The sequence below is a fragment of the Acinetobacter sp. 22512 genome, assembly GCF_052044755.1.
Lineage (GTDB): Bacteria > Pseudomonadota > Gammaproteobacteria > Pseudomonadales > Moraxellaceae > Acinetobacter > Acinetobacter pittii.
In genome coordinates, this window is record NZ_JBQENP010000008.1 from 53,151 (window position 1) to 70,195 (window position 17,045).

General features: G+C 35.3%; 17 protein-coding genes. 9 read left to right on the forward strand and 8 right to left on the reverse strand.

Annotation, left to right across the window (positions count from 1 at the left end; translation table 11 throughout):
- Window positions 1-31 precede the first annotated feature (31 nt).
- Window positions 32-460: a hypothetical protein gene (locus ACTJJG_RS10495; protein WP_032057455.1), complete on the forward strand. Its 429-nt coding sequence runs from the start codon at window positions 32-34 to the stop codon at window positions 458-460.
- A gap of 268 nt (window positions 461-728) precedes the next feature.
- On the opposite strand, the gene ACTJJG_RS10500 is transcribed toward ACTJJG_RS10495, so the two are convergent.
- The 3 genes from ACTJJG_RS10500 to ACTJJG_RS10510 all read right to left on the reverse strand — a co-directional run bounded on the left by ACTJJG_RS10500 (window position 729) and on the right by ACTJJG_RS10510 (window position 1,751).
- On the reverse strand, window positions 729-1,130 hold the full coding sequence (locus ACTJJG_RS10500) for a J517_1871 family lipoprotein (protein ID WP_005069291.1): 402 nt from the start codon (window positions 1,128-1,130) through the stop codon (window positions 729-731).
- Between the two features lie 56 nt (window positions 1,131-1,186).
- Entirely contained in the window at window positions 1,187-1,300 is a 114-nt protein-coding gene (locus ACTJJG_RS10505; protein WP_128839948.1) for a hypothetical protein, read from the reverse strand.
- Window positions 1,301-1,397: 97 nt separating this feature from the next.
- Window positions 1,398-1,751, reverse strand: coding sequence for a hypothetical protein (locus ACTJJG_RS10510; RefSeq protein WP_078225433.1), 354 nt, complete (start codon window positions 1,749-1,751; stop codon window positions 1,398-1,400).
- Between the two features lie 489 nt (window positions 1,752-2,240).
- Here ACTJJG_RS10510 and ACTJJG_RS10515 point away from each other — a divergent pair, with 489 nt between their 5' ends.
- From ACTJJG_RS10515 to ACTJJG_RS10540, 6 genes are all read left to right on the forward strand, one after another.
- On the forward strand, window positions 2,241-2,630 hold the full coding sequence (locus ACTJJG_RS10515) for a hypothetical protein (protein ID WP_025465552.1): 390 nt from the start codon (window positions 2,241-2,243) through the stop codon (window positions 2,628-2,630).
- 114 nt (window positions 2,631-2,744) lie between these two features.
- Window positions 2,745-3,626 (forward strand): LysR family transcriptional regulator, encoded by an 882-nt coding sequence (locus tag ACTJJG_RS10520; RefSeq protein WP_002113536.1) that lies wholly within the window; start codon window positions 2,745-2,747, stop codon window positions 3,624-3,626.
- Between the two features lie 245 nt (window positions 3,627-3,871).
- On the forward strand, window positions 3,872-4,576 hold the full coding sequence (locus tag ACTJJG_RS10525; RefSeq protein WP_032057457.1) for a CoA transferase subunit A: 705 nt from the start codon (window positions 3,872-3,874) through the stop codon (window positions 4,574-4,576).
- A 1-nt stretch (window position 4,577) separates the two neighbouring features.
- Window positions 4,578-5,219, forward strand: a complete 642-nt coding sequence (locus tag ACTJJG_RS10530; protein WP_014206696.1) for a 3-oxoacid CoA-transferase subunit B — start codon at window positions 4,578-4,580, stop codon at window positions 5,217-5,219.
- Between the two features lie 116 nt (window positions 5,220-5,335).
- Entirely contained in the window at window positions 5,336-6,745 is a 1,410-nt protein-coding gene (locus ACTJJG_RS10535) for a short-chain fatty acid transporter (RefSeq protein WP_032057458.1), read from the forward strand.
- A gap of 65 nt (window positions 6,746-6,810) precedes the next feature.
- Window positions 6,811-7,983, forward strand: coding sequence for a thiolase family protein (locus ACTJJG_RS10540; protein WP_032057459.1), 1,173 nt, complete (start codon window positions 6,811-6,813; stop codon window positions 7,981-7,983).
- A 49-nt stretch (window positions 7,984-8,032) separates the two neighbouring features.
- Here ACTJJG_RS10540 and ACTJJG_RS10545 read toward each other — a convergent pair whose 3' ends face one another.
- The 4 genes from ACTJJG_RS10545 to ACTJJG_RS10560 all read right to left on the reverse strand — a co-directional run bounded on the left by ACTJJG_RS10545 (window position 8,033) and on the right by ACTJJG_RS10560 (window position 11,115).
- On the reverse strand, window positions 8,033-8,926 hold the full coding sequence (locus ACTJJG_RS10545; protein ID WP_003651675.1) for a LysR family transcriptional regulator: 894 nt from the start codon (window positions 8,924-8,926) through the stop codon (window positions 8,033-8,035).
- Between the two features lie 233 nt (window positions 8,927-9,159).
- Window positions 9,160-10,053: a LysR substrate-binding domain-containing protein gene (locus tag ACTJJG_RS10550; RefSeq protein WP_032057462.1), complete on the reverse strand. Its 894-nt coding sequence runs from the start codon at window positions 10,051-10,053 to the stop codon at window positions 9,160-9,162.
- A gap of 547 nt (window positions 10,054-10,600) precedes the next feature.
- On the reverse strand, window positions 10,601-10,822 hold the full coding sequence (locus ACTJJG_RS10555) for a hypothetical protein (RefSeq protein WP_014206692.1): 222 nt from the start codon (window positions 10,820-10,822) through the stop codon (window positions 10,601-10,603).
- Window positions 10,823-10,932: 110 nt separating this feature from the next.
- Window positions 10,933-11,115 carry a hypothetical protein gene (locus ACTJJG_RS10560; protein ID WP_002113649.1) on the reverse strand — a complete coding sequence of 61 codons (183 nt, stop codon included), beginning with the start codon at window positions 11,113-11,115 and terminating at the stop codon, window positions 10,933-10,935.
- A gap of 404 nt (window positions 11,116-11,519) precedes the next feature.
- Here ACTJJG_RS10560 and ACTJJG_RS10565 point away from each other — a divergent pair, with 404 nt between their 5' ends.
- Window positions 11,520-12,938 carry an aspartate ammonia-lyase gene (locus tag ACTJJG_RS10565; RefSeq protein WP_081320126.1) on the forward strand — a complete coding sequence of 473 codons (1,419 nt, stop codon included), beginning with the start codon at window positions 11,520-11,522 and terminating at the stop codon, window positions 12,936-12,938.
- 56 nt (window positions 12,939-12,994) lie between these two features.
- On the opposite strand, the gene ACTJJG_RS10570 is transcribed toward ACTJJG_RS10565, so the two are convergent.
- Window positions 12,995-15,199 carry a TonB-dependent siderophore receptor gene (locus tag ACTJJG_RS10570; RefSeq protein ID WP_069140429.1) on the reverse strand — a complete coding sequence of 735 codons (2,205 nt, stop codon included), beginning with the start codon at window positions 15,197-15,199 and terminating at the stop codon, window positions 12,995-12,997.
- Window positions 15,200-15,715: 516 nt separating this feature from the next.
- Between ACTJJG_RS10570 and ACTJJG_RS10575 the strand changes: the two genes are divergently transcribed.
- Window positions 15,716-17,002 carry an MFS transporter gene (locus ACTJJG_RS10575; protein WP_069140428.1) on the forward strand — a complete coding sequence of 429 codons (1,287 nt, stop codon included), beginning with the start codon at window positions 15,716-15,718 and terminating at the stop codon, window positions 17,000-17,002.
- The last annotated feature ends 43 nt before the right edge of the window (window positions 17,003-17,045 follow it).

Genomic DNA, 17,045 nt, shown 5'->3' on the forward strand with positions numbered 1-17,045 from the left:
ATAATTTAGACTTTTCACTAGTATATAAGTTATGAATAAAAGAAATATTTTGTTCACTCTTCAAACTGGATTGATCATCCTACTTAATGGATGTACCGATACTTCTCTGGCTCAAAATAAGGTTATTGTTCCAAAAATTGGTTACTCTGGTAATGCTGATAATGCAAGCTATAGTGAGGCACAAATCAAGATTGAAGGCTCTTGTGTTTATTTAATGAATACAAATGATCGAGTGATTCCTATTTTTGCAACTAAAGATGCTCATTGGAATAGCAATAAGTATCTTTTAATTGTTGACTCAAAAGAATATAAAGATGGTGACACGATTGCTTATGGCAGCGGAGAAGCTTATCCCGTTAATTTGAACAACTACAAATGGATAATTAAACCTGATACTACATGTGATTTAAGTAAAGGCGTTATTATCAATCAATTTATAGAACCTCTTACTAAAAACTAAAGAAAAAAGCCCCTATATGAAAATTCAAATCTTAGCCTCTTTAACTGCTTTTAGCCTAACATCTTGCATGGTAAAGCCTACTATAACTAACCATGAAGAGGTTTCTATTCAACCGATACTTATTACAAGCAATACGAAAAGTAATATTTCAATGATGGCTTCAGCACATGGAAAGCTTATAGCAGATAAAAATGGATGTATCAGACTGGGCGATGAAAAAGGTCCGTTGATTATTTGGCCTTATGGCAGCAAATTTATAAAGTGGTATCTATATTTCTTTAACACATTTTAGTGAAGCTGCCTTTAAGTCGTTATCAGCTTTATAAATCATATTTGAAGTAGAGGCACTTAAAATTGTTCTAGCTTCGAGTATATCTTTGTTAAGAAACTTAACTTCTAAAACCATACCATTTTGAAGATAAATTATATTATTAAAATACTTAACTTTATTGAATACTACATGTCCACTAGTATCGTCGCAAAGTATTCCATTACCATCTGCGTCAAGTTTTATGGTTGATATGCTTGGGCCGATTGAAATCGTCCATACCCCTGACACTAGAGGTATAGAAGGCTGTATTTCGCTAAATTTATTATTAGTCATTTGGGTAGTTGGGCTTACACATCCACTTAATGAAAAAATTAAGCTTAATGAAATTATCTTTTTCATGAAATTACTCCTTTTAATTATGACTAAAACTTAACAGTTCAGAAAATAAAAAACTATCAGTTCATATAGCGCCCTACCCCATACACACTAGACCTGATTGAACCAATATGAGATGTTTGATATGCATCAATACCTACAATAGAGACCACAAAAGATTTCACGACCCCCATAGTGATTTTCTTTACCTTATCTTCTACTTATTTAGCCACACCAAGACTAGAACTAATCGGCTTATCCTTTTCAAGCCCATATACATCTCTGCAAACTTTAATATTTAATTGATATCCATATTCCGGAAACAAAACTAAAAATTAGATAAATAAATGCAGCAATAATTATGGAAAAAAGGACTATGATGACTCCGTTAGTGATATGGTCTCCATTGGTACCATTCTCAGTGTTTTCCTTGGGATTAATTATCATTGGGGTATTTAAAGATTTTTTTGCCTCATAGAATCCCCAGCCTATACCCAGCAAAACAATTAGTACCGCAAAACCAACTCCAATATCATAAATAACTTCCTCAGCAGCATATTTATCATTTGAAGCTGAAACACACTTTTCAAAGTATTTTTTTTCAATTTCAGACAGTGTGGAGATTGATTTTTGATCTTTAAACATATCTTTAAAACGGATATTGCATGTCTCAATAAATTCTTCTTTATCGTCAGTTCCATCTCCCTCGTAATTACTTGGACGTGAAATATATATTGAACTATGTGTAGTTGTAGCCATCTAATTACAGTAATTTATATACAAAATGATAGTTTAATTGATAGTAAAAAATATTCAATTTAGGCCTTACTCAAATGAATCAAAAACCAATGACAATGACATGTTCAAACCTTTCATATGATTTTTATAAAGCCTTATCTCAAAATAGTAAAAATTAATATATTCTTTTGGATACTTACTAACTAAATTATAAAAGTGCCGTTCACTCATTAAGGATGCGCATTTAATTTTTTGACGTCTAATTTTTAGCTTTATTCATCTTTTTATCTTTATGGGGGTGGACAAATTTATACTCTTTATTTTTAAAAATAGCATTTATTTAATTTAGATTATTCAATAGAATAACAATATAAAATCTTGATAAGAAAACAAAATATGATATGGATTAAATTTATAATATACCCTTTGGGGATGTTTGTACTGTGGCAAATTATTTTCATAATTACGCAACTCTCTTTAACATACCTAAATACGCCACAAGTCATTGTAGCTATACTTTCATTGATCATAAATTGCGGTATGCAAATTTTGATTGGTTATAAAATCCCTCAATTAGCACCAAAATATAAATTTGTAGCGAGTGCTACATACATTATTCTCTTCACCTTTTTGTTAGCAATCTATTCAACAACTATTTTATTAGAAGGCTTAAAAGTTGCTCCTCAAGCAATTTGGCTAGGTTATTTGTTTTTCCATGTAGTTGGAATGGCTCTATACTTTGCTAATAACACAGATGAGTTTTGTTGGGAAAATTTACTGAAGTAGCTCAGCCTATTGTCCCCTGCTTTATTTTTATTTTTTTGTCAAAAAAACATCATATTAGACAAATTTTCGTATAAATTACCCTTCTAGATGAGTTGGGCAATCTAAAGGATAGAAATGACGCTTAAACAATTAAAAGCTTTTTTAGCCCTTGCGCGTACACTCAACTATGCTAATGCATCATTAGAGCTACATCTCAGCCAGTCTGCTTTAAGTCTTACTATCAAAAGCTTAGAAGAAGAATTAGGCGGAAAACTATTTAACCGTAATACTCGCCGTGTTGAGCTTACCCAAGAAGGTAAATCCCTTATTCCCTACGCTAAAAAATTACTCGCCAATTGGGATGAAATGGAAAACGATGTTAAACAACGTTTTAAGCTCAATCGTGGAACTTTAAGTATCGCTTCAATGCCCTTCGTGACTCATGCGATTCTGCCTGAAGTAATTCATCAATTTTTAGAACTTCATCCCAACTTGAACTTTTCAATTCAAGATATTCCAAATGAGACCATTATAGAAAAAGTACAAGACGGTATTTTTGAGCTTGGTATCTGCTTTGAACCTGATCTCACCGAAGGCCTAGAGTTCAAACCACTATTTGAAGAAGATTTCTTAGCTCTATTACCAAAGACTCACCCACTTGCTCAATCATCTTCTATTACATGGCAAGAGCTTTGTTCAAATCCATTCGTGACATTGCAAAAACCTTCAATTGTTCGATATTTGGTTGAGCAGAATTGTTTGCGAAATAATATAACGCTCGATTTGAAAGTTGAATGTCATCAAATTTCATCACTCTCAAGCTTTGTGGCTTATGGAATTGGGGTGAGTGCAATTCCAAGGCATTTTGCTAAACACATTGATAAAGAACATAACGTACTCATTGAGTTAAAGGATGAATCTATTCATAAGACTGTAGGAATTGTTTATAAAAAGAACTTTGAAATTTCAAATATTTCGACTCAATTTATTGAAGCTTTGATTCAATATAAATTTTAAAAAATTAAAGACTGCTTTTTAGGATGAGCTAAGCATACGCTTAAGCTAAAATTATTAATTATTATAATTTTCAATGATATGAGGTGATTTTTTAAAGTATTTTTCTTTATGTTCGTCTGATCTTTTGTAGACGATTTGAAACCATTCATTGATTATACTTATTAATCATTTAAAAAAATTAACTTCTATAACGCAAAATGTGATGCTAAAACTAAGATTACTAAGGGATATAGGATAACAATAGAATGAATAAAGTTTATGCCAATGCAGAGGCAGCACTAAAAGACGTTATTGCAGATAATCAAACACTTGCCGTAGGTGGTTTTGGTTTATGTGGAATTCCGGAAAAACTGATTGTTGCAGTTAAGCAAAGTGGTGTGACTGGTCTCACATGTATTTCAAATAACGCAGGTGTAGATGATTTCGGCTTAGGTATATTGCTTCAAACCAAACAGATCAAAAAAATGATCTCTTCTTATGTTGGTGAAAACAAAGAATTTGAGCGCCAATATTTAAATGGTGAACTTGATGTAGAACTTACTCCACAAGGTACTTTAGCTGAAAAGTTACGTGCTGGCGGTGCTGGAATTCCGGCGTTTTATACACAAACCGGCGTTGGTACACTCATTGCAGAAGGTAAAGAAGAACGTATCTTTAATGGCAAAAACTACATTTTAGAAGAATCTTTAACAGCAGATGTTGCCCTCGTTAAGGCCTATAAGGCAGACAAGGCTGGTAACTTAGTGTTCCGTAAAACTGCTCAGAATTTTAACCCTGAATGTGCGATGGCTGGAAAAATTACAATTGCCGAAGTTGAACAGGTTGTTGAAATTGGTGAATTAGATCCGGATGAGATCCATTTAGCGGGTATCTATGTAAACCGCATTGTACTTAATGCGTCACCTGAAAAACGTATTGAGCATAAAACTTTAAGCACGGAGGCAGTATAAAATGGCTTGGTCACGTAATGAAATGGCACAACGTGCTGCAAAAGAACTTGAAGACGGTTTTTATGTCAATTTAGGTATTGGCTTACCTACCCTAGTTGCTAATTATATTCCTGAAAATATTAATGTTTGGCTTCAATCTGAAAATGGTCTATTAGGCATTGGTGAATTCCCGACTGAAGAAACTGTCGATGCCGATTTAATTAACGCCGGTAAACAAACGGTTACTGCTCGCCCTGGTGCTGCTTTTTTCTCAAGCTCAGAATCTTTTGCCATGATCCGCGGTGGCCATGTCAACATTGCAATTTTAGGTGCAATGGAAGTTTCCGAAAATGGTGACTTAGCGAACTGGATGATTCCTGGCAAGAAAGTCAAAGGTATGGGCGGTGCAATGGACTTGGTTGTTGGTGTCCAAAAAGTTGTAGTGCTTATGGAACACTGTGCAAAAGATGGTACGCCAAAGATCGTTAAAAACTGTAGCCTACCTTTAACAGGTAAAGGTGTGGTTCATCGCGTCATTACTGACTTAGGTGTAATGGACATTACACCACAAGGCGTAGAGCTGATTGAACTTGCTAAAGATGTCACGCTTGAACAGATTCAAGCTGCTACAGGTGTTGAGTTTTATAAAACCTTAGTCGCGTAAATTTTAATTTTTAGTAAGCCAGATAAGACTTAAGTTAGAAAGTGAGCTTAAGTCTTAGCCCTTTTAAGCACCGGATGTGCTGTCTATAAATAAGAACGAGAAGGATTTTTTCAGCTATGGAAAAACAGCAAGGAATTTTTGAAAGATTTGCTCTTCGGATTAGTGACTGGTCTGAAAAATGGTTTCCTGATTCATATATTTTTGCATTACTTGGCGTCATTATTGTGTCTATTGCCGCTTTAGGTATTGGTGCGCCTATTCACGATGTCGCGACTTCCTTCGGTAACGGTTTCTGGAGTCTTATTCCCTTTACTCTGCAAATGACGATGCTCATCATTGTAGGTTATGTCGTTTCTGTATCTAAGCCCGTAAAATACCTCATTCAAAAAATGGCACGTATTCCAAATTCTGGACGTGGTGCTATTGTTTTAGTTGCAACCGTCAGCTTGTTAATTTCACTGGTCAATTGGGCAGTAAGCACGATTCTTACTGCACTTTTAGTGATCGCATTAGCGAAACGTAAAGAGCTGAATATGGATTACCGTGCAGCAGCAGCGGCGGCAATCATTGGTATGGGAGCAACATGGGCACTGGGAATTAGCTCTTCGGCAGCACAGCTTCAAGCGAATAAAACTAGTCTGCCTGAGTCAATTTACAACCTAACTGGCGTTATTCCATTTACTGAAACGATTTTCCTTTGGCAATCAATTGCGATGACCATTATTTTGGTGATTGTTTCAATTGCAATCGCCTATTGGTCAGCTCCAAAAGGTAATAATGTTAAAACGATTGATAGTTTTGATGTTCAATTTGAAGAAGACAAACCCCATGATGAAAAATCTAATCGTCCAGGTGACTGGTTAGAAAACTCACCTATCTTAACAATTATTGTGGTCGCATTAGGCTTAATCTGGATGTTTTTTGAATTTTCAAAAAGTAATCCAATCATTGCTATTTCAAGTTTAAACACCTACAACTTTGTGTTCTTAATGCTTGGTCTAGCCTTGCATGGCACACCACGAAACTTCTTAAATGCTGTTTCAAAGGCAGTTCCAGCTGTATCAGGAATCTTAATTCAGTTTCCACTTTACGGAAGCATCGCTTTTATTATGACGCAAGCTTTAAACAGTCAAGATTTATCGCTGTCGCATTATATAGCTGAGTTTTTCGTTTCAATCGCTTCAAAAGAAACCTTTGCAATTGTGATGGGAATTTACTCTGCCATCCTTGGGTTCTTTGTCCCATCTGGCGGTGGAAAATGGATTATTGAAGCCCCATATGTCATGCAAGCAGCAAATGATTTAAAAGTTCATTTAGGCTGGTCTGTACAAATTTATAATGCAGCCGAAGCTTTACCGAACTTAATCAATCCGTTCTTTATGCTTCCAATGTTAGGCATTCTAAAACTAAAAGCAAAAGATGTGATTGGTTTTACAGTCACTCAGCTCGTTGTGCATTTTCCGTTAGTTTTATTTTTATTATGGTTCTTTGGAAGAACTCTTAGCTACACCCCACCTACTTTTTAATTTACTGGCGCCTTTAGTTTCGGCTAAAGGAAAATTTAGCGAATACATCAATAAGAGATATTAAGATGAGTTCAATTGTTATAGTTTCAGGTAGCCGTACTGCAATGGGCGGTTTTCAAGGCAGCCTATCGGCTTTAACTGCACCAGAACTTGGCGCTGCTGTTATCCGTGAATCGATCCGACGTGCAGGTGTTTCCCCTGAACAAGTAGATGAAGTTATTTTTGGTTGTGTATTGAGTGCAGGTATTGGTCAAGGCCCTGCTCGTCAAGCCATGCGTAAAGCTGGCGTGCCTGACCATGTGGGAGCTGTGACCATTAATAAACTTTGTGGCTCTGCCATGAAAGCGGTTTTAATGGCATCAGATACTCTAAAAGCAGGCAGTGCCAATATTATTGTAGCTGGCGGTATGGAATCTATGACCAATGCACCTTATATTTTACCGAAAGCTCGCGGTGGTTACCGTATGGGTCATGGTGAAATTAAGGACCATATGTTTTTAGATGGTCTTGAAGATGCAGAAACAGGCCGCTTAATGGGTTCTTTTGCTCAAGACATGGCAAATACCAAAGGCTTTACCCGTGAGCAAATGGATGACTTTGCAATTTCTTCACTTAAAAAAGCGCAAACTGCGATTACGGAAGGTTACTTCAAAGAAGAGATTGTTCCTGTTGAAGTAAAAACACGCAAAGGTGTTGAAATTATCGATCAAGATGAGCAACCACTAAAAGCGAATCTTGAGAAAATTCCAACTTTACGTCCTGCTTTTAGTAAAGACGGTACAATTACAGCAGCTAACTCAAGCTCAATTTCTGATGGTGCTGCTGCATTAGTACTCACCACTGAAGAATATGCTCAAAGCTATGGTTTAAATACTTTAGCAAAAATTGTTGCAACTTCTACTCACTCACAACATCCAAGCGAATTTACCATTGCTCCAATTAGTGCAATTCAAAAAGTACTTGAGCATGCTGGCTGGTCTGTTGATGAGGTAGATGCTTGGGAAATTAATGAAGCTTTTGCAATGGTAGCAATGGCGCCAATTCATGAACTCGGGATTGACGAAGCAAAAGTAAACGTCCATGGCGGTGCTTGTGCTTTAGGCCATCCAATTGGCGCAACTGGCTCAAGAATTATTCTTTCTCTTATCTATGCTTTAAAACGCCTTGGTAAGAAGAAAGGTGTTGCTGCATTATGTATTGGTGGTGGTGAAGCTACAGCTGTTGCAATTGAAATCTAAAAATTAAAGTGCCCGGAAGATGTAAGAATTTTTCTTACATCTTCTTTTTTTAGACTTTAAAAAGTTCATAACAGGTTTGACGGAACCATTTATGACTACTTTTATGATGGCAAGACATATGCCAATGTTGTTTAACATCATAAGTTGGAAAGTCTAGAGGTGCCGGTAAAATCTGTAAATTTTCTCTCACCAATAAGACTTGGCTTAAATAATACGGTACCGTTGCGATTGCATCTGTTTCTTGTACGACTAATCCCACTCCAAGATAGCTCGGTAATCGAATTAAAATATTTCGATCCAATCCTTTGTTCTGTAATTCATTTTTAATATGGTAATGCCCAATTCCCGCGTCAATATCGATATGATACTCGCGCATATAATCATCTAAAGTAAAATTATTTGGGTCTAAACGAGGATGGCTCTTAGAGCTAATCACAACATAATGTTGTTTAAAAAACTTTTGTTGATAAAAGCCTTCTTCTAATTGGGGTAAAAAACCAATTGCAAGATCAATCTCACCATTTGCCATTTGATAGCTGGTTTCTGGCGTAATCGGCCTAATATTCAAGCGAATTAAAGGGGCTTTCTCTTTTAAATAGTTTGTTAATTGTGGTAATAAAACTAGATGAGATACATCTGTCATCGCAATTGTAAAAAGCTGATCTGAAGTTAGCGGATCAAAATTCACACTAAAATTATTAATGCTTTCCACTTTATCAATAACTTCACTAATGAGTGGAAAAATCTCTTTTGCTAATTCGGTTGGGATCATCTCATTCCCAACACGAATAAAAAGTGGATCATTAAAATGCTGACGGATTTTGTTCAGTCCATTACTAACGCTCGGTTGTGTAAGGCCAATAGCATCAGCAGCCATTGAAACACTTTTAAACCGATAAATATGATAAAAAATATTTAGTAATCTACTATCTAGATCAAACAAAATTGTCTCCGTCTGGATCAAATAATCCATTCAAAAGGAATAAAATCAGGCACAACATATCTAAAAATGCTCACTAGATTTCTGAATTATTGATATATGGACTAAATTAACAAAGAATCTAGACCATGAGCAATGCTTTATAAAGCCTTTAATCACAAAGACAAAGGTATGAGCTCTTTGATTGATTACTTTGTATGTAAATATCTTGAGGACATTACATATCATTATAAATTTTAATCATGTTGAGTTTGGAAGCCCTTCCAGATTTGCTGAACTGATTTGTTATCACTCAAGTTATTTTTAAAAATATAAATATCTTGTGGCAGACAATATTCGTTATGGTCCAACATGACCAATTTTCCGGTAGCGAGATCTTCCTCTACATTAATTTTTGGAATCCATGCTACACCTAAACCTTGTAATACAAGCTCTTTCAAGTTGGTGGCATTGTCAGTTTCATATAAGGTTTTGTAGATCAGTTTACCTTCAATTAATTGATCGACCAATTTGCGCAAATAAGCATGTTTACTATAAGCAAGTAATGAAAAATTACTGTGAATTGTATGCTTAGGCGTATGATCTGCTTCGGTAGCTGAGACTGGAACAATCTCTGTTTCAGCGATCTTGATACCACTTAAAATATCATCGCCAACTCGATTAATATTAGATCGATCTGCATAGCAAATCATAAAATCGCAGGCACCTTCTTTTAAAAGAGATAAGCCTTCACCACTATTCGTTGCGACAATTTCAATTTTTAAATCACGCATAAACGTTGGGAATTTTTTTAAAAAAGTGGTTAAAAAACCTGAGGCTAATGAGTGTACAACACAGAAACGAATCGTAGATTCGGTTTCATTTTTGATGTTTTTAATCAGCTTTGCTGTTTCTTCTACCTGCTTTTCAATATTTTTAGACATCACCAGCATAATCCGCCCAATGTCTGTAAATTCAATATTATTTTTATTATTTCGAATAATAACTTCAGCTCCGATCATCTCTTCTATTTGCTGAATTCTACGCGTAAACGCAGATTGACTAATAAATCGTTTTTCGGCTGCTTTTGAAATAGAACGCTCACGCTCAAGTGTCAAAAGGTCTTCTACCCAACGTACTTCTAAGTTCATTTTATGCATTCCCTTTTTATATTTATGTCCTTAATCTGTCTGGTTGGGAAGCTGAATAAATAGCTGAATAGATGAATAAAAACTATAAAACATGGGAGTACCTGCAAAAATGCGATGGAGGGTTGGCAAAGCCAAACAATAAAAGTAAGTATTTAAATAATTTTGACATAGAAAAGAGCGTAAGAGAATAAAAGACTTTGATTTAACTCAATAACTCATACAAATATAAAATTATTACTCTAAAAATTATTTTAAATCAAAAAGTAAGGAGCATATAACGCAAGTAAATAACAAGTTTTAAGTTAATAAAAAAAAGAAATAATCCTATGCTTTACTCATGTTTTATTTTTTATAAAAAAAGTCCGCACCTTGGGGAAGAATACGGACTGTAAAACTGAAAATGACTATCTAGCTTATTTCAGGAATTAAGCTCTCTGACTCAATAAACTCATTTAAATCAGAAGATATGCTTGCAGTATAGCTCAGTCCATAAAACCTGACTATTCTACTAAAGTATTTAACTTAAGATTGAATAAAAACCGAATTTCTAATATTCGCCAATGAGGTAATATAATTTTCTTGAAATTTCAACCATCATATTAGAAGTATATTGAGTAATTTCAAAAACTTGCTTTTTCTGGGGATTGAACACCATATTGTCATTTTCATCACTAAAAAAGATATAAGTGGTGTATTTATCCATATGGTGGATATGCTCTTTTAAGCTTAATTTTTCCCCAGAATTGGGATCATAGGCGATAAACTTCATTCTCATGAATTTTGTCTCTATACATACAGTCTTTTACCCAAATTTTAAAAAAATCTAGATAAAACAATATTTTGATGGATAATATGAAATAGTTAACCTAAGAACTGAGGCTACTTGTAAGATATGGGCACAATACTATTAGCTTTGTTTACCGAGGTTTCAGCAGAAGCGATTGATTGCTCTGCTTCTTTAAGCAGACGAGAAGTTTTAGACTCACTTTTCTCTTCACCGTGGAAAAGCACATAGTATGTAAAACTTCCCAAAATAATTAATGCGGCTGTGACTTTTAACATAAACTTAAAACTAAGATTTTTTCGTATTATAGTGTTTTTTATGTGAAATGCATCACATTTTTATATGAATTTGTTAGATAAGCTTCACTTTAAAAGCTAATAATAAAGATAATTAAGTTGATATTTCATTTAAATTAATCAGTCTTAATTTTTACAATGGGTTTCTTTCAAAAATTAGATGACCATTCATTGTATCAAGAAAATTTTGAAATTAACTTCATCTCAATATTAAGTTATTAATTTATATATTTAAATTAATATTTTAAAAAGAACCCTCCAAGTTAGTTCACTATAAAATTAAAAAAATGATATGCAAAAAATGCATAATCAACTTGATAAATGCATTAGAAGTGAAGCATTTCGAAATCTAATATGAATTATCTTCTTTACTAATTCGAAGTTTAATGATGAACGCTGAAATTACCACCCGTATTGAGAAGGATCTTATTGGTTATAGAGAGATCAATAATAACGACTACTACGGAGTTCAAACATTACGTGCTCTAGAAAACTTTAATTTAACTCAAAGCAAGGTCGGAAATTTCCCTCACCTTATTAAAGCTTTAGCAATGGTAAAGCTTGCTTGTGCTGAAGCGAACTATAATCTTAAAAGCTTAGATCAGACTAAATTTGAAGCGATTGAATATAGCTGTAATCAACTTATTCGTGGTAATTTTCACGACCAGTTCCCAATTGATATGATGCAAGGCGGTGCTGGTACTTCAACCAATATGAATGCAAATGAAGTATTAGCAAACGTCGCTTTAGAATATATGGGACACGCAAAAGGCCAATATCAATATTTGCATCCTAATAATGACATTAACATGTCACAGTCAACAAATGACGTGTACCCTACTGCGATTCGCTTAGGTTTGTTATTAAGCTTAGATGAACTAAATCTTCCTTTTAACAACTTAATCTTAAGTTTCCGCAATAAATCTCAAGAATTTGCTCATATTCTAAAAATGGGCCGTACACAGTTACAAGACGCTGTGCCAATGACATTAGGTCAAGAGTTTGGTGCTTTTGCAGTAACTTTACAAAAAGACCTTGAACAAATTAACACGCTTATTCCAAATGTTTTAGCGTATATGAACCTTGGTGGCACGGCGATTGGTACGGGAATTACTACTGAATATAGTTACCGTGAACTTGCGATTCAAGCACTTGGAAAAATTTCTGGTAAGAAAATTAAGTCTGCTCCTGACTTAATCGAAGCAACTTCAGATATGGGTGACTTTGTTCTTTTATCTGGTTTATTAAAGCGTACCGCAACTAAACTTTCAAAAATTGCCAATGACTTGCGTTTACTTTCAAGTGGTCCACGTACTGGTATCAATGAAATTAATTTAGAAGCTCGCCAACCGGGTAGTTCGATCATGCCGGGTAAAGTAAACCCTGTTATTCCGGAAGCGATGAACCTTGCTTGTTTCCAGATCATTGCAAATGACTTGGCTGTAACTTTGGCTGCTGAAGCGGGCCAATTACAGTTAAATGCAATGGAACCACTTATTGCATTCAAACTGTTTGAATCTATGGATTTGCTTGGTAAGGCAATGGCAATGTTCCAAAGTAAGTGTATTGATACAATTACGGCGAACCCTGAGCATTGTAAGGCTTTGGTTGAAAACTCGATTGGTATCGTGACTGCACTTAACCCATATCTAGGTTATGAAACTACAACTCGTATTGCTAAAACTGCAAACGAAACTGGACAAAGCGTATTGGCACTCGTTCAGAACGAAGGCTTATTATCAGCACAAGTGCTTGATGATATCTTGTCGATTAATAATATGGTTAAACCAAAAATGTCGGCTTAATTCCTGAAATAAAAAAGGAGCTTTTATAAGCTCCTTTTTTATTTGTTCTATAACTTTTAAAAACTAAAAGTTGTAGAGAACTGAGCTGTACGTGGGTTACCTAAGAATAGATAGTCATCACCCATAAATGCACCTACATCACGCCAATATTTCTTATTAAACAAGTTATCAATATTGAATCTAAAAGTTGTGTCATGCCCAGCAAAATTTGTTTTATAGGCCGCACCAATATTAAAAACGCTGTAACCGCCTACTTTTGCAGTTCCCTCTTTGTTTGCATATTTACTGCTACTGTATTGCATACCACTCAATAATCTTAACCCTTCAACTGACGGAACTTTATAAGATAACTGTGCAGTTGCGCGTACTTTCGGTACATTTTGAGTTTGATGACCTTTGTAGCTGTCATTATCAATATCAACTAGACGAGATTTGGTATAGGTAATACCTGAACTTACATCGAGTGTATCAGTTAAAGCACCTGTTAAACCTAATTCAATACCTTGATTGTGTTGTTCACCTTGTGAAACAAAATCGAAAGTTCCTTCTGCATTCACTTTGCTATATTGATTGTCTTGTTTTAAGTCAAAAATAGCTGCTGTTACTAAGAAGTTCCGAATTTGTTGCTTAATACCAACTTCATATTGTTCAGAGTTTTTAGGAGATAGAACTTCTAGAGCATTATTAGCGAACCACGGTGCTTCACCACCATCTGATAATCCTTTGGCATATGAAGCATAAAGATTAGTCTTAGCAGTTGGGCTATACATAAGCGCTAATTGCGGTAAGAACTTATTTAAATCGGTGTCTCGGCTTTGCTGTCCATCTGACGTATAGGCTTGCTCATCAAGATGAATAAGCTTCCCACCCAATAAAGTTGACCACTGATCGTTAAATTGAACTCGGTCAGATAGAGTAAATGCAGTCTGATCACTTTCTAGCGCTTTGTAACGATCACCTAGGCTTTCCGATGACGGACTATAGTCAATTGTATCTTGATAAATATTGCCTGTTCCTACCGCTACATTCAGTGGTGTATGGTGCTTTAAGGTTTTATATGTACGTTGTAATTCGAAAGCGATTTGATGCTGGATATTAGCAGTGTTGAATTGACCATTTAATCCAGCAGCGAACTGGTTAGTAATACGTGTATCATCTGGGCTGCGGAAGTCATAAATGTCATAATTTCCGTGTTTATCAAAAGTATTGCCCAAACCAGAATATTCACAAATATCGTTATAACATCCCCATGGGAAAGCACTATTATCATCAATCACAACACGGCTTTGCGATGCACTTAAGCTAGCATTCCATTGATCATTAAATGCATATTTATATTTCAAACTTGCATTTACACTGTTATTTACAACAGGTTTACTCCAAGACTGATAACCCAATAAACGGTCTTGATCTACATTTGTTGGTACTTCTTGCCCATCAAGCAGTTGATAACCTGGTACTGAACGTTGACTTTGATGCTGAGCTTCAATATCAAACAATAATTTAGAACGATCATTAATTTTCCAGTCTAAAGCAACTGAACCAAACTCTCGTTTACCATTTGCGTGATCAACATTTGGATGGATGCTTTCATGGGCTAAATTGATTCGATAACCAAAACTATCATTAACAAAGCCGCCGACATCTGTTGCCAGTGTATAGCCGCCTTCTGAATTTGCATCTACAGTAATGTTTTTAACATCGGCAGGTCTTTTGGTGACATAGTTAACAACACCACCTGGTGTCGACATTCCACTTTGAATTGCAGAAATGCCTTTTAAGATTTCAACTTGTTCTTTATTTTCTAAAGCCACATTTTGTTCGCCACGTATAGTATGGCCATTAATAAGATAACTTGAGCCTAAATCAAGCGCAAAACCACGTGCTACAAAATTTGGATAGTAGCCAATTGCAGCGTAGCCATCCCCTAACGAAGAATCGTTTTTAATAACATCAGTTAAAGTTTTTGCGTGTTGGTCTGCTATACGCTCAGAGGTAATGGTTGTAATAGATGCAGGAACTTTCTTTAAATCATCAGTTTGAAAACCTGATAAATTAACTTTCTTTGATGTGTATAGCGCATCATTATTTTGTGTAGCGTTCACAGTAATGGTTGGGAGCTGCGAAACCTCCGCTTCATTTGCATAGACGACAGATGTTATGAGTGCAATAGATGAAGCCAATGCTGTTTTAGAGCATGTCATGAAGTGAAGATTTAACGAACGTCTTTCCATTGAATAACTACCTGCCATACCGTGCATAATTCTAAAGCGCTAGAAATGAGTGCGGAGTCTATTTTTAGCCACGCAAGAATACAGCTACATATATTGAGAAACAATACATTCTGTACTTTTTCGATTAAGTGTATTTGATACAAATTTTATGAACTTATCATTATATAAATTTCATTTATTTTATTAGGAATTGACACTATAACTTTTTAAGTATTACCAAATATTCAAAATAAACTTAAGCTCGAAATGAAACTTAAAAGGAGAAATAAAATAGAAAAGTACCGTTGTAAATTAGCTCACTGATTTTAAATAGAATTAATTATTAAGTTAAATGAAAGGAAGTGTTCGATCATTGGTAAAAATCTCTTTAAATCGAACAAAAGGACGTAATCTTACTAGTAACGAATTTTAAAATTAGAAAAAATGAATGGTTAGGAATTTAAGGAAGTGCTCAGGATTGGGTGATATTTAAAGTTTCATTCTATTTTCTATCCAGCATATCTAAAAATTCCTCATTTTTGTCTGCAAAATGATGGAAGAAATATGACATACACTCAGGAAGAAAAACGTAGCAGAATACGTGGGATTGTAGGCGCAGCCTCTGGTAATTTAGTTGAATGGTTCGACTTTTATATCTATGCAGTATTTGCTGCCTACTTTACTCAAGCATTAACAGCACCTGATATGGATAGTACGACTAAATCTATCTATGTGTGGGGCGTATTCGCTGCAAGCTTTTTTATGCGTCCTATTGGTAGTTGGGTATTTGGACGAATTGCAGACCGGCATGGTCGGAAAAAGTCGATGGTCATCTCAATTTGTCTGATGGCTTTGAGTTCTTTTCTATTTGCAGCCCTACCTACTTATGATCAAGTTGGCTTATTTGCCCCTTTTCTTTTACTGGTAGTGCGCTTACTTCAAGGCTTATCGGTTGGTGGTGAATATGGTGCAGTAGCAACATATATGAGTGAATTGGGTTTAAAAGGCCAACGTGGTTTTTACTCATCTTTCCAATATGTCACCCTCTCTGGTGGTCAGTTACTCGCAAGCTTACTTGGTGTAATTTTATTAACGTTCTTAAGTGAACAACAATTACATGATGGTGGATGGCGTATTCCGTTTGTTATTGGTGGTATTGCAGCAATCTTATCTTTGCTTGCACGTAGTCGTTTAGAAGAAACGCTTTCTCATCAAGACAGCGAACGAAAAGAGTCTGGTAGCTTAAGAGAACTCTTTAAAAAGCACTGGAAAACCTTTTTATTGGTGGTTGGATACACTTCTGCTGGTTCATTAACGTTTTATGTAGAGACCGTTTATTCAAAAACCTATTTAACCAATTTAGGGATGGAGGGAAAAACCGTTGGTTATATCATGACCTTCGCCCTATTTGTCTATATGTGTGCTCAACCTGTATTTGGTGCTATTTCCGACCGTATTGGGCGACGCTCTTCAATGCTGGCCTTTAGCTTATTGTCTGCGATTTTTATCTACCCAGTCATGGTGATCGGGATGCGTGCCTATATTGATTCGCCGATCATTATTGCCTTGCTACTTATTTTTATGATGATGTTACTCAGTTTCTATACATCTATCAGTGGCTTGGTAAAAGCTGAAATGTTCCCACCTCATGTGCGAGCTTTAGGTGTAGGATTTTCTTATGCGGTAGGTAATGCGCTGTTTGGTGGTTCTGCACCTTCAGTTGCCTTACAGTTTAAAGCTGCCGGAATTGAAAATACCTTCTTTATATATGTCATTGTCATGCTGATTATCTGTTTCTTATGTAGCCTTGCGCTTCCGAAAAAACCAGATTATTTAGAACATGATCATTAAAAAGTAAAAGATAGATATTCTTCTAGAGATTTTTTAGAAGAAT